Genomic DNA, 12,222 nt, shown 5'->3' with positions numbered 1-12,222 from the left:
CTCAGCGGAACAGCGCCGTCGTCGATTGCATCATCTGGTCGGCGGCGCTGATCACCTTGGCGTTCATCTCGTAGGCGCGCTGCGCGGCGATCAGGTCGCTCATCTCCGAGACGACGTCGACATTGGCCTGCTCCAGGCTGCCCTGCGTGATCTTGCCGTAGCCTTCGGCATTCGCAGTGCCGTCCTGCGGCGCGCCGGAGGAGGGCGTTTCGGTGAACTGGTTGCTGCCGACCGGCTGAAGGCCCGCCTTGTTGATAAAGCGGGTGACGCCGAGCTGGCCGACGATGGTCGAGGTCGATGAGCCCGGCAGCGTCACCGAGACCTGGCCCTGCTCGCTGACGCTGATGCCCGAGGCATTGTTCGGGATGGTCATGGTCGGCTGCACGGGGTTGCCCTGCGCGGTGACGACGCGGCCCTGATTGTCCATCTGGAAGGTGCCGTCGCGGGTGTATTGATAGGTGCCGTCGGGCATCAGGATCTTGAAGAAGCCTTCGCCTGATATCGCGAGGTCGAGATCGTTGCCGGTCTGCGACAGCGTGCCCTGGGTCATGCTGCGCGGCGTGCCCACGGTCTTGACGCCGCCGCCGATGTCGACGCCGACCGGCAGGATGGTGCCCTGGTCCGAAGCCTGTGCGCCGACGCGGCGGACGTGCTCGTAGATCAGGTCCTGGAACGACGCGGTCTGCTTCTTGAAGCCGGTGGTGCGGAGGTTCGCGATGTTGTTGGAGATCACCTGAACGTTGAGTTCCTGTGCCGCCATTCCGGTCGCTGCGGTGTGAAGCGCCTGCATGTCAGTTTTCCTTCAATCAGGACGGAACGTCGGCGAGCTTCTCGATCGCCGATTTGTGCATGTCACTCTGCTGCTGGAGCAGATTGGCGATGGCGGTGTAGCTGCGCATGACTTCGACCATGCGGCTCATCTCGCCGACCGAGTTCACGTTCGACTTCTCGACGTAGCCCTGCTGCACGGTCGACTTGGTGGCGGGCTGCTGATTGGCGGAGCCGGCGGCATAAAGATTGGCGCCGAGCTTGGTCAGCTTGGCCGGATCGTCGAACGACACCATGCGGATCTTGCCGCGGATCGAGTCGGTTCGGGCGGTGCCCTCGAGCACCGTGACGGTGCCGTCGGGGGCGACGTTGATGTCGTGGTCGGTCGGCTGGAAGGTGATCGGGCCGCCGGTGCCGAGCACGAGGTTGCCGTCGGAGTTGACGAGCTGACCGGTGCTGTTGAGCGAGAATTTGCCGTCGCGGGTGTAGCGCTCGCCGCCGTTGGCCTGCACCGCGAAATAGGCGTCGCCGGTGATGGCCATGTCGAGCGGGTTCTTGGTCATCTCCATCGGCCCCGGGCCGACGTCGCGGAAGGTGCCGCGGTCCTGCACATAGGAGACCCGGCGGTCGGACGCGATGAAATTGTCCTCACGCGCGTTCGAGTTGAGATATTCCTCGAACAGCGAATGGTCGGCCTTGAAGCCGTTGGTGTTGGCATTGGCGACGTTGTTGGCGATGACATCCATCTGCCGTTCCAACGTCATCTGCCGTGACAAGCCGATCAGAAGCGCGTTCTGCATCGGAAATCTCCCCTGAGTGAGCCTGCCACCTCGCTCTCCCAAGCGCCTTGGCCGACCCGTGAACGAGACTGTCGGGTTCTCCCAAACCGTTCGGTCTCGGTGCTCTCTCAGCGAAAGCCGTGCCAACTCTGAAAATTGTGTAATTTCAATATCTTGTCGATTTTTGGCGGGTGCGGGGAGGCGGCAGAAAGGGTCTGTTAGCCATGTTTGCCCGGCAGAATTTTCCTAGTGAGAGCCCAATCGAAAGAAACCGTTAACCATTATTACCGTAGCGTTTGCGTGCAAGAGGAGCGCATTGCGCTGGGGCATTTGTATCGCGTCATTGTCTGCCAGAAGGCTTCGCTCTTTCGACCCTTATGAGATGAGCGGGCCCGTCGACCATGGCAGAGAATGAAGAAGGCGGCGCAGCCGCCGAAGGCGCGGAAGCCGCTCCGCCGAAGAACAAGCTCAAGCTCATCATCATGGCCGTCGGCCTGCTCGCCGTGCTCGGCGGCGGCGCCGCGACCTGGTTCTTCTTCTTCCGTCACGGCGGCGACGAGCATCACGCCGAGGTGGCGCCCCCGCCGAAGCCGCCGGCCTTTGTCGACGTGCCCGACATCATGGTCAACCTCGCCGGCGCGCCCGGCGAGCGCGTGCAATATCTGAAGCTGAAGGTCGTCCTGGAGCTCAAGGAAGAGAAACAGATCGAGGCGATCAAGCCGACGATGCCGCGCATCACCGACATCTTCCAGACCTATGTGCGCGAACTGCGCTCCTCCGACCTCAACGGTTCCGCCGGCGTTTTCCGCCTCAAGGAAGAGCTGACCAAGCGCGTCAACGCGGCGGTCTCTCCGATCCAGGTCAGCGCGGTGCTGTTCAAGGAAGTCGTGATCCAGTGAAGACGCTGCGGAAGGGTACGGGCTAGCGTCATGGCCGGCAACGAGCAAATGGACCAGGATGCGATTGCCGCCCAATGGGAGGCGTCGCTCGATTCCGAGGATCCCGCGGAGGCGGCGAAGGCCGCTGCCGAAAACGAATTATCGGAGACCATGGCCCTGCAATGGGCGGCCATGGTCGAGGACGGCAGCCGTGATCTCGGCGCCGGCAAGAACTCCGGCGAGCGCGTGCTGTCGCAGGAGGAGATCGACAACCTCCTCGGCTTCACCGTCGGCGACGTCACGCTCGACGACCACAGCGGCATTCGCGCCATCATCGATTCGGCGATGGTCTCCTACGAGCGTCTGCCGATGCTCGAAATCGTCTTCGACCGCCTGGTGCGGTTGCTGACGACGTCTTTGCGCAATTTCACCTCGGACAACGTCGAAGTTTCGCTCGACCGCATCACCTCGGTGCGTTTCGGCGACTACATGAACTCGATCCCGCTGCCCGCCGTGCTCTCGGTGTTCAAGGCCGAAGAGTGGGAAAACTTCGGCATGGCGGTGGTCGACTCCAGCCTGATCTACTCGATGATCGACGTGCTGCTCGGCGGCCGTCGCGGCGCGAGCCAGCTTCGCATCGAGGGCCGGCCCTACACCACCATCGAGACCGAGCTGGTCAAGCGGCTGGTCGAGGTGGTGCTGGTCGACGCCGAGCAGGCGTTCCGGCCGCTGTCGCCGGTGACCTTCACGATCGACCGGCTCGAGACCAATCCGCGTTTCGCCGCGATCAGCCGTCCTGCCAACGCCGCGATCCTGGTGCGCCTGCGCATCGACATGGAAGACCGCGGCGGCAATATCGAGCTGCTGCTGCCTTATGCGACCATCGAACCGATCCGGGGCGTCCTGCTCCAGATGTTCATGGGCGAAAAATTCGGCCGTGACACGATCTGGGAAGGCCATTTCGCCACCGAGATCAACCAGGCCGAGATCGCGGTCGATGCCGTGCTCTACGAGGCCGACATCCCGCTCAAGCAGCTGATGCGGCTCAAGGTCGGGGACACCCTGCCGCTCGACATGCGCGCCGATGCCAACGTGACCGTGCGCTGCGGCGACGTCACCCTGACCGAGGGACGCATGGGCCGGGTCGGCGACCGCGTTGCAATCCGCGTGACGAAACCCTTGCGCAAGCCAAGTACGACACTTGCGATGTTCGAGAAGGTTGACGAGCAGAACAAGATGATGGAGTCCCCATGAACCACTCTCTGGGAATGGCGATCGAGACGCTGGTGGCTATCCTGCTGATGCTGACCATCGTCTATTGTGTCATGCTCAACAAGCGGCTGACGCGATTGAAGGCGGACGAGCATTCGCTGAAGGCGGTCATCGGCGAGCTGATCACCGCAACCGAGATCGCCGAGCGCGCGATCGGCGGGCTGAAGCTCGCTGTGCGCGACGTCAACGAGAACCTCGGCAGCCAGCTTGCGGCGGCGACGCAGATGTCGGACCAGCTCTACAAGCAGCTCGGCGAAGCCGACAACGTGGTGCGGCGCCTGTCCAAGATCGCGATCGCCGCGCGCCCCGTGACGAACCCGGAGACGGTTGCGACGCCGGCGGCCAGGCCTTCATCCGCGAAGGCAGTGGCGGCCGCGGCCGAAGCCTTCTCCGAACGCCGACGATCCAACGGTCTTGCCGCATAAAGTCAGGGTATGAAATCCTTTCGTAACATCCGCGTCATTCCCGTCGTCCTGGTCGCCGTCGCAGGCCTCGCCACGCTCAAGGTCGTGGGCCTCGTGATCAATGGCGGCTATGTGTTCGACTACAAGCCGAACCAGGTCAAGAAATCCTGGGCGCAGGAGAATCTGAACTTTCCGGGCGCCCGCGAGGACCCCGACATCACGGGCTCGACCCATGGCGCGCCGAAGGAGGCGCCCAAGCCCGCCGCGCCCGAGACCAAGCCCGAGGGCACCGTGGTCAAGATCGACGAGGCCCAGCCGCAGATATCGGCTTCGGAGCGCGCGATCCTGGAGCGTTTGCAGTCGCGCCGCCAGGAGATCGAGTCGCGCCAGCGCGAGATCGACATCCGCGAGAGCCTGTTGAAGTCGGCCGAGAAGCGCATCGAGAACAAGGTCGAGGAGATGAAGGCGGTGGAGTCCCGCATCTCCGCGACCCAGGCCGAGCAGAAGGCCGCCGAAGCCCAGCGCATGAAGGGCCTCGTGACCATGTATGAGGGCATGAAGCCCAAGGACGCCGCGCGGGTGTTCGATCGGCTGGAGATGGGCGTGCTGATCGAGATCGCCTCGGCGATCGCGCCGCGAAAGATGTCGGACATCATGGGCGTGATGTCGCCGGAGGCTGCCGAGCGGCTGACCGTCGAGATGGCCCGCCGGGCCAATGGCGGCGGCGATCAATCGGCCTCGGCCGGGGATCTGCCCAAGATCGACGGCAAGCCGACGCAAAAGCCGAATTGAGGGCTCATACTTAAGAAGTCCTTAATTGGCAAAACCTACATTCGAGGGCAGGGGCCGGCACCAGTGCCGGCGTGGCCCGTCGAAACGGAAGATATGCTGCCAATGGCGCAGAAGGCTGCCGATGGATTGTGGTCGCGGGCCCGCGCTTTCGCGCGGGCGCTGTCGCGTCATGTCCATGCGGCGCCGGTGCTGGCGGCTTGCCTCCTGATCGGCTTCACGGCGCCTGCCCATGCCGCCGACGCGGTCCGGGGCGAGGCGACTTTCTCGGCCGGCGGCGGCTTTGCCCGTCTGGTGATCAAGCTCGGCGAGGACGTTCCCTCCGAGGTGACGACGGCCGGCTCCATTCTGATCATCCGCTTCGACCGGGCCGTCGACGTTCCCGTCGACCGCGTTCCGGAAGGGGCGCCCGACTACGTCAATTCCGCCCGCCGCGATCCCGACGGCGGCGCCATCCGGCTTTCACTGGCGCGGCGCGTCACCGTCAACACCATGAATGCCGGGGAGCGCACCTTCATCGACCTGTTGCCGGACGGCTGGAAGGGACCGCCGCCGAGCCTGCCGATGGATGTGGTCAAGGAGCTCGCCGAGCGCGCGCGCGTCGCCGAACGCGCACTTCGCGCCCAGCGCGCCGCGGCCGAGAGCAAAAAGCGTCCGCAGATCCGCGTCCGGGCGTCGATGCAGCCGACTTTCGTGCGTTTCGTGTTCGAGATGCCCGACGGTGTCGGTGTGTCCTCGGTGCTCAACGAGCAGAAGCTGACGCTGGCCTTCAACGCCAACCTCAATTTCGATCTCGCGGATGCCGTCGTCGCCGCGCCCCCGAACGTCGCCTCGATCAAGCAGAAGGGCGACATCGACCAGACCAGTGTCGAGATCGCGCTGATCGGCGATTCCGACGTGCACTCGTTCCGCGACGACAAGAATTACGTCGTCGACATCTCCTTCCAGCCCGACAAGGGCAAGACCGCCGCAACGGTCGAGTCCGTGATCGCGCAGGCCAAACCCGCCGCTGGTTCTGGCCCGGCACCTGCGGCAGAGAAGCCGGCGGCAGAGAAGCCGAAGGAGGTCCATCGCGAGATCGCGCCGCCGACATCGGAGACGATCGCGCGCGAAGCCAGGATCGAGGTGAAGCCGGAGGTCAAGACCGAAGCTCCCGCTGCGATGCCGCCGGTCGAAGCATCGAAGCCGGCGCCGGTTCCTGTGGTCGAAGCTCCCAAGCCTGCGGCGGAAGCGCCCAAGGACGTGCAGAAGCCTGCCGCGCCCGCAGCCGAAGCCGCCGCGCCAGTTGCTCCCGTCAAGCCGCTGACGCCTGCAATCGTCGAGGCGCCCAAAGACGTTGTGAAGGAAGCCGCGCAGGAGCCGGTCAAGGTCGCACCGAAAGAGGTGGTCAAGGCCGCGCCTGCTGAAGCACCGGCCGCGCCGCAGCCCGCCATTGCCAGCGTCGATGCGCGCCGCGACAGCGACGGCTTGCGCGTGCTGTTCCCGCTTCAGGTGTCGACGCCGGCGGCAGCGTTTCGTCGCGGCGACACGGTGTGGCTGGTGTTCGACACGCCGAAGCCGATCGACGTCGAGGCGATCCGCACCAGGGGCGGCGCGATGATCGGCGAGGTCGGCCGCATGCCGCTCGACAAGGGGCAGGCGGTGCGCATCCGTCTCACCCGGCCGCTGGTCTACTCGCTCACGAGCGAGGAGGTCGGCAAGGAGACCAACTGGCTCCTGACGCTCGCCGACAAGATCCAGGCGACGCCGCTGCCGTTGATGATGTCGCGCAACATCACCGATCCCGCGCTCGCCAATATCGCGATCCCCTTCGCCAATCCCGGCCTTCTGCACAAGCTGACCGATCCCGACGCCGGCGACACGCTCTATGTCGTCACCGGGCAGCGGCCGGTCCGCGGCTTCATCAAGCGGCAGGACCTCGTCGATCTCTCGCTGCTGGAATCCGCACACGGCATCGCGATCCGGCCGAACTCCGACGAGATCGGTGTCGAGGTCGGTTCCGACAAGGTCATTCTCGGCAAGAAGGGCGGACTGACACTGTCGCCGGTCGACATCTCGGCCGAGCGCGCGCCCACCGCGGTGCGGCCGGTGTTCAGCCCCGAGGGCTGGCGCAAGGGCCAGTCGGAGGATTTCTGGACCCGCCAGAGCAATCTGGTGACGGCGATCTCGGCGGTCGATCCGGCGCAGCGCTCGCTGCCGCGGCTCGATCTCGCGCAGTTCTACATGTCGCGCGCGATGTATCACGAAGCCAAGTCCGTCACCGATCTGATGTTGAGCGATCCCCTCAACAAGGAGGAGAGCGGCGCGCTGATCATGCATGCGATCGCCAGCATCCTGATCGGCCGGCCGGCGCAGGGCCTGAAGGATCTCGCCAATCCCGTGATCGGCAACAGCCACGATTCCCAGCTCTGGAAGGCGCTGGCCTATGCGCGCCAGGGCAAATGGGCGGATGCGCGCGAGAAGTTCAAGAACGTCGAATTCGCCATCGCCTCGCTGCCGATCGACATCCAGCGCATCGTCACGATGGAGGCGATGCGGTCCTCGCTCGAGGTGAAGGACTATGCCGGCGCTTCCAAGCGCCGCGGCGAGATCGAAGTGGTCGGCATCTCGCCCGAAGCCGCGCCCGGCTTCGCCGTGCTGCGCGGCCGGCTCGCCGAAGCGCTCGGCCACGACAAGGACGCGCTCGACGACTACAAGTTGGCGGTCGCGTCGAGCGATCGGCCGGCTGCGGCCGAGGCCAAGCAGCTCGAGGTTGCGTTGCGGCAGAAGCGCGACGAGATCAGCAAGGAAGAGGCGCTGCGCGATCTCGAGACGCTGTCGATGACCTGGCGCGGCGACTCGATCGAGGTCAAGACGCTCCAGATGCTGTCGCAGCTGTATGCCGAGAGCGGACGCTACCGCGACGCGCTCACGGCGGCCCGCACCGCGACCAGACTCCAGCCGAACGCCGAAGCCTCGCGCCAGGCGCAGGACCTCGCCTCCGACCTGTTCACGCAGATCTTCCTGGGCCCCAAGGGCGACGAACTGCCGGTGGTCGAGTCGCTCGGGCTGTTCTACGAGTTTCGCGAGCTGACACCGATCGGCCGCCGCGGCGACGAACTGATCCGGCGTCTTGCTGACCGTCTCGCCTCGATCGACCTGCTCGACCAGGCCGCCGAACTCCTGCAATACCAGGTTGACCACCGTCTCGAAGGTGCCGCGCGCGCCCAGGTCGCCGCGCGCCTGTCCATGATCTATCTCGCCAACCGCAGGCCCGACAAGGCGATCACGGCGCTGCGCGCGAGCCGCATCAGCGATCTCTCCGGCGAGCTCAGGCAGCAGCGCCTGCTGCTGGAAGCGCGGGCGCAAAGCGACGTCGGCCGTCACGATCTCGCCCTCGACATCGTCTCCAACGTCGGCGGGCGCGAGGTGCTACGTCTGCGCTCCGACATCTTCTGGGCGGGGCGGCGCTGGCGCGAGGCCGCCGAACAGATCGAGCTCTATTACGGCGACCGTTTCCGCGACTTCAAGCCGCTCAACGCGGTGGAGAAGAGCGACATCATCCGCGCCGCCGTCGGTTATGCTCTCGCCGACGACTCGATCGGCCTGTCGCGCTTCCGCGAGAAATATGCGCCGTTGATGAGCGAGAGTGCCGACCGCGTCGCTTTCGACATCGCAAGCAAGCCGGCAGCGTCCTCCAGCGCCGAATTCGCCGAGATCGCCAAGCTCGCCGCCAGCGTCGACACGCTGGATGGCTTCCTCCGCGAGATGAAGCAGCGCTTCCCCGACGCCACCGCCCGCGCCCCGGCCTCGCCGCAGGCCAAGGACGAGACCGACCACACCGGCTCGCTGCCCACGATCCCCGTCGTGCGGCAGATCAAGATGACGCGCTAGGAACCCTGCTACCTCTGGGCCTCTCGACAGGTGCTGCACAACGCGGCAACCTGAAGCATCTTCATGCCGGGAGAGCGTTGAAATGAGCAAGCCTGCCAAGACCGAAGCCGAACTCATCGCGATGGCGCGGGCCGAATTGAAGGCCCATGTCGATGGTCCGCACAGCCTCGCCATCTCCATCGTTCGCGATGGCGACAGCTGGGAGTTCCGTGCCGATGCCGACCAGGCGACGCGGGACCGGGCAGGCTTCCCGGAAAGCGTCGCCATGCTGGTGCAGATCGGCGATCATCTCAGCAAGCAGTATGACGTGAAGGGGTAGAGGCGTAGCCTCGAACGCCGCGACATTGAACGCGCGACATACACGGTGTCATCGCCCGACTTGATCGGGCGATCCAGTATTCCAGAGACGGCGGTGATGGAATCGAGAAGCCGCGGCGTACTGGATGCCCCGCCTTCGCGGGGCATGACAGCAGAAGTCGCGGCGGCTACCCGCCCCCGTAGCTCTGCACCAAGCTCCCCGCCACCAGCGACCAGCCGTCGACCAGCACGAAGAAGATCAGCTTGAACGGCAGCGAGATGGTGGCCGGCGGCAGCATCATCATGCCCATCGACATCAGCACGGAGGCGACGACGAGGTCGATGATCAGGAAGGGCAAGAATAACAGGAAGCCGATCTCGAACGCGCGCTTCAGCTCGGAGATCATGAAGGCGGGGACCAGGATGCGTAAGCCGAGGTCTTCGGGGGTGGCCGGCGGCGGCTCGCCGGAGAGATCGAGGAACAGCTTGAGGTCCTTCTCGCGCACGTTCTTCTGCATGAAGCCGCGCAAGGGAACCGAGGCGCGCTGGAGCGCGTCCTCGACGCTGAGCTGGTTGGCGACGAGCGGGCGGATGCCGTCGTCGTAGGATTTCTGCAGGACCGGTCCCATCACGAAGAAGGTGAGGAACATCGCGAGCGCGATGATCACCGAGTTCGGCGGCGCGGTCGCCGTGCCCATCGCGGTGCGCAGCAGCGACAGCACGACCACGATGCGCGTGAACGACGTCATCATGATCAGGATCGACGGTGCGATCGACAGCACCGTGAGCAGCGCGATCATCTGGATCGCGCGCTCGGTGACGCCGCCACCGCCAGCACCGCCGCCGCCGAGATTGATGCTGATGTCCTGCGCATGCGCAACGGGCGCAAATACAAGGCTCGCGAGCGAAGCTGCGGCGATCAGGACAGAAAGAAGAACAACTCTACGCGGGAGGGCCGGCAGCCTCACGAAGACGGCTTCGGACGGCCAAGCAGCGAGGCCATCTCGTCTTCGAGATTTTCAAAGCTGGTCTTCTCCGCGACCGGCTTTGCGGGCGGGGCCGGTGGTGCCGGCGGCTCGCTGCGGACAGCACGGGGCGGCGGCGGAGCGGGCGGCTCCGGTGCCACCGGAGGCGCGAGCGTCTCGCCGGACGGGCGGCGCAACGCAGCTTCAAGCCGCTGCGCCATCTCGGCGAGGTTCTGCTCGGCGCTCGAAGGCGCTGCTGCGGCAGGGGCCGGCGGCGGAACGGGCGGAGCCTGCGGCACGGGTGGAGGAGGCGGCGGCGGCGGTGCGGCCGCGCGCTCGGCGCGCACCGGCGGCACTTTCACCGGCGGCTCGCTCTGGCGTGGCGGACGCGGCATCAGCGGGGGCTCGTTGCGGGCAACGCGCGGCGGCATCGGCTCGGGACGCAACTCGCGCTCGGGGCGCGGCGCGATCGGTTCGGGCGGAAAGCCGGCCAGCGGCGGCTCGCTGCGGCGTTCGGCCAAAGCGGGCGCAGGCCGGCGCACTTCGTCGGCGAAGGAGGGACGCGCCGGTCGCGGCGGCGGTTCCGGCATTTGCGGCTCGGGATGATCGAGCAGTTCGGGTCGCGGGGCTTCGTCGGCCCAGCTGCTGGTATCCGGCATGGGGGCAAGACGCGGCGGCTCGGCGGCATTGGAGCGTTGCGGAAGCTGGTCGCGACCGGGCGCGGCGCGCACGATATTCGGCTCGACCACGATGTCGGTGGGGCCGCCGATCATCAGGAGATGCTCGACATTGTCACGCCGGACCAGCACCAGGCGTCGCCGTCCATCGACCGCGGCGGCATCGATCACGGCGAGCCGGGGCATCCGGCCGCGCTGGGTGTTGGCACCGAGCCGGCTGGTGGCGAATCGGCGAACCAGCCATGCGGCGACGCCGATCAACGCCAGAACGACGATGAACGCCACGATGAAGGTGATAGGGCTGCCTTGCATACTTGTCCCCGGCAAATGGCGCTCTTCTCGTGCCCATGGTCAGACGCGCCAACCACCGGCGTAGGATGCCCCAAACTGCGATTTCTTAACGTCCCACGGCAAGTTTTGCCGTCCCCAACTCTTAATAACCTATGAATCGCTCGATCCAAAACGACTTCTTGACCTGTGCATCGGCCGCCAAGCAGTTGGGTTAATGCCGCTTTCGGGGGCGTAGAATCACGGGGTCGCAAACGCGTGTCCCGCTTCGTGACATGCACGCGCTGTATCTTTAACCACCTGTTAACCATACACGCGGCAAATTCTGCCTAGCTTCGGACCTCGGGTCCGGGGAGAGGCGGAAGGAGCCGCAACGATGTCCATCAATGATCTGCCGGTGCTGTCGGCGCTTCGCACCAAGATGCAGTGGCACCAGGAACGCCAGCGCGTCCTGTCCGAGAACGTCTCCAATTCCGACACGCCCAAGTTCCGGCCGCGCGACCTGGTCGAGCCGAAGTTCGACAAGGCTGGCGCCGTCACGGGCTCGATGGGGCCTCTGGCGATGACCCGCACCAGCGGCTCCCACATGATGCCGTCGGGCGCGGCCTCGAGTTTCGACCAGAACAAGAATGCGGGTTTCGAGACCCGCCCTGCGGGCAACGCCGTCAATCTCGAAGAGGAGATGATGAAGTCCGCCAGCAACCAGATGGACTATGCGGCGGCGACCTCGCTCTATTCCAAGAGCCTGCATCTGCTCAAGACCGCGATCGGCAAGGGTTAGAGCTAGAGGAGGAAGCGCATCATGGCGAATGACAGCAGCGACTTTGCCCGCTCGATGGCGATTGCGACCTCCGGTCTGCGCGCGCAGGCCGGGCGCATGCGGGTGATCTCGGAAAACATCGCGAACGCGGATTCGACCTCGCAGAGCGCCGGCGGCGATCCCTACCGGCGCAAGGTGCCGACCTTCTCCTCCGCGCTCGACCGTACGCTCGATGCGCAGGTCGTCACCCTCGGCCGGATCAAGCCCGACCAATCCAGCTTCCGCACCAAATACGAGCCGAACAATCCGGCCGCGGATGCGACCGGCAACGTCAAATATCCCAACGTGAATTCGGTGGTCGAGATGACCGACATGCGCGATGCGCAGCGGTCCTACGAGGCCAACCTCAACATCATCAGTGCGACGCGCCGGATGATCCAGCGCACGCTCGACATCCTCAAGAGCTGAACAG

12 protein-coding genes are annotated in these 12,222 nt (G+C 65.5%); 8 read left to right on the top strand and 4 right to left on the bottom strand.

The window, feature by feature from the left end:
• Position 1: 1 nt before the first annotated feature.
• On the bottom strand, positions 2-790 hold the full coding sequence (flgG, locus tag AB7532_RS24200) for a flagellar basal-body rod protein FlgG (RefSeq protein WP_441237199.1): 789 nt from the start codon (positions 788-790) through the stop codon (positions 2-4).
• Between the two features lie 16 nt (positions 791-806).
• Complete coding sequence (flgF, locus tag AB7532_RS24195; RefSeq protein WP_441237198.1) at positions 807-1,568, bottom strand: flagellar basal-body rod protein FlgF; 762 nt, start codon at positions 1,566-1,568, stop codon at positions 807-809.
• A 380-nt stretch (positions 1,569-1,948) separates the two neighbouring features.
• Here flgF and fliL point away from each other — a divergent pair, with 380 nt between their 5' ends.
• The 6 genes from fliL (at position 1,949) to AB7532_RS24165 (ending at position 9,082) form a co-directional block, all read left to right on the top strand.
• On the top strand, positions 1,949-2,446 hold the full coding sequence (gene fliL / locus AB7532_RS24190; protein WP_441237197.1) for a flagellar basal body-associated protein FliL: 498 nt from the start codon (positions 1,949-1,951) through the stop codon (positions 2,444-2,446).
• 30 nt (positions 2,447-2,476) lie between these two features.
• On the top strand, positions 2,477-3,679 hold the full coding sequence (gene fliM / locus AB7532_RS24185) for a flagellar motor switch protein FliM (RefSeq protein WP_441237196.1): 1,203 nt from the start codon (positions 2,477-2,479) through the stop codon (positions 3,677-3,679).
• Positions 3,676-4,122 carry a DUF6468 domain-containing protein gene (locus AB7532_RS24180; protein ID WP_441237195.1) on the top strand — a complete coding sequence of 149 codons (447 nt, stop codon included), beginning with the start codon at positions 3,676-3,678 and terminating at the stop codon, positions 4,120-4,122. Before fliM ends, AB7532_RS24180 begins: the two co-directional genes overlap by 4 nt.
• A 9-nt stretch (positions 4,123-4,131) precedes the next feature.
• Positions 4,132-4,893, top strand: coding sequence for a MotE family protein (locus AB7532_RS24175; RefSeq protein ID WP_441237194.1), 762 nt, complete (start codon positions 4,132-4,134; stop codon positions 4,891-4,893).
• A 102-nt stretch (positions 4,894-4,995) separates the two neighbouring features.
• Positions 4,996-8,763 carry a tetratricopeptide repeat protein gene (locus AB7532_RS24170; protein WP_441237193.1) on the top strand — a complete coding sequence of 1,256 codons (3,768 nt, stop codon included), beginning with the start codon at positions 4,996-4,998 and terminating at the stop codon, positions 8,761-8,763.
• Positions 8,764-8,845: 82 nt separating this feature from the next.
• Complete coding sequence (locus AB7532_RS24165) at positions 8,846-9,082, top strand: hypothetical protein (protein ID WP_441237192.1); 237 nt, start codon at positions 8,846-8,848, stop codon at positions 9,080-9,082.
• A 166-nt stretch (positions 9,083-9,248) separates the two neighbouring features.
• On the opposite strand, the gene fliP is transcribed toward AB7532_RS24165, so the two are convergent.
• Both fliP and AB7532_RS24155 read right to left on the bottom strand, forming a co-directional pair.
• Positions 9,249-10,028 (bottom strand): flagellar type III secretion system pore protein FliP, encoded by a 780-nt coding sequence (gene fliP / locus AB7532_RS24160; protein ID WP_441237191.1) that lies wholly within the window; start codon positions 10,026-10,028, stop codon positions 9,249-9,251.
• Complete coding sequence (locus tag AB7532_RS24155) at positions 10,025-11,014, bottom strand: flagellar biosynthetic protein FliO (protein WP_441237190.1); 990 nt, start codon at positions 11,012-11,014, stop codon at positions 10,025-10,027. Before AB7532_RS24155 ends, fliP begins: the two co-directional genes overlap by 4 nt.
• A gap of 352 nt (positions 11,015-11,366) precedes the next feature.
• On the opposite strand from AB7532_RS24155, the gene flgB reads away from it, so the two are divergent.
• On the top strand, positions 11,367-11,771 hold the full coding sequence (flgB, locus tag AB7532_RS24150; protein WP_441237189.1) for a flagellar basal body rod protein FlgB: 405 nt from the start codon (positions 11,367-11,369) through the stop codon (positions 11,769-11,771).
• A gap of 21 nt (positions 11,772-11,792) precedes the next feature.
• Positions 11,793-12,218 carry a flagellar basal body rod protein FlgC gene (gene flgC / locus AB7532_RS24145; RefSeq protein ID WP_441237188.1) on the top strand — a complete coding sequence of 142 codons (426 nt, stop codon included), beginning with the start codon at positions 11,793-11,795 and terminating at the stop codon, positions 12,216-12,218.
• The last annotated feature ends 4 nt before the right edge of the window (positions 12,219-12,222 follow it).

Source organism: Bradyrhizobium sp. 930_D9_N1_4, assembly GCF_052076015.1.
In the GTDB taxonomy this organism is placed as follows: domain Bacteria; phylum Pseudomonadota; class Alphaproteobacteria; order Rhizobiales; family Xanthobacteraceae; genus Bradyrhizobium.
The sequence above is the reverse complement of the archived record's forward strand: the minus strand, read 5'-3'. Positions and strand labels throughout refer to the sequence as shown.

Bases quoted from the DNA above. Each gene is read 5' to 3' on its own strand.
- flgB (WP_441237189.1), top strand. From the start codon at position 11,367: ATGTCCATCAATGATCTGCCGGTGCTGTCGGCGCTTCGCACCAAGATG.
- flgF (WP_441237198.1), bottom strand. From the start codon at position 1,568: ATGCAGAACGCGCTTCTGATCGGCTTGTCACGGCAGATGACGTTGGAA.
- AB7532_RS24180 (WP_441237195.1), top strand. From the start codon at position 3,676: ATGAACCACTCTCTGGGAATGGCGATCGAGACGCTGGTGGCTATCCTG.
- AB7532_RS24165 (WP_441237192.1), top strand. From the start codon at position 8,846: ATGAGCAAGCCTGCCAAGACCGAAGCCGAACTCATCGCGATGGCGCGG.
- fliM (WP_441237196.1), top strand. From the start codon at position 2,477: ATGGCCGGCAACGAGCAAATGGACCAGGATGCGATTGCCGCCCAATGG.
- AB7532_RS24175 (WP_441237194.1), top strand. From the start codon at position 4,132: ATGAAATCCTTTCGTAACATCCGCGTCATTCCCGTCGTCCTGGTCGCC.
- AB7532_RS24170 (WP_441237193.1), top strand. From the start codon at position 4,996: ATGGCGCAGAAGGCTGCCGATGGATTGTGGTCGCGGGCCCGCGCTTTC.
- flgC (WP_441237188.1), top strand. From the start codon at position 11,793: ATGGCGAATGACAGCAGCGACTTTGCCCGCTCGATGGCGATTGCGACC.
- AB7532_RS24155 (WP_441237190.1), bottom strand. From the start codon at position 11,014: ATGCAAGGCAGCCCTATCACCTTCATCGTGGCGTTCATCGTCGTTCTG.
- fliL (WP_441237197.1), top strand. From the start codon at position 1,949: ATGGCAGAGAATGAAGAAGGCGGCGCAGCCGCCGAAGGCGCGGAAGCC.
- flgG (WP_441237199.1), bottom strand. From the start codon at position 790: ATGCAGGCGCTTCACACCGCAGCGACCGGAATGGCGGCACAGGAACTC.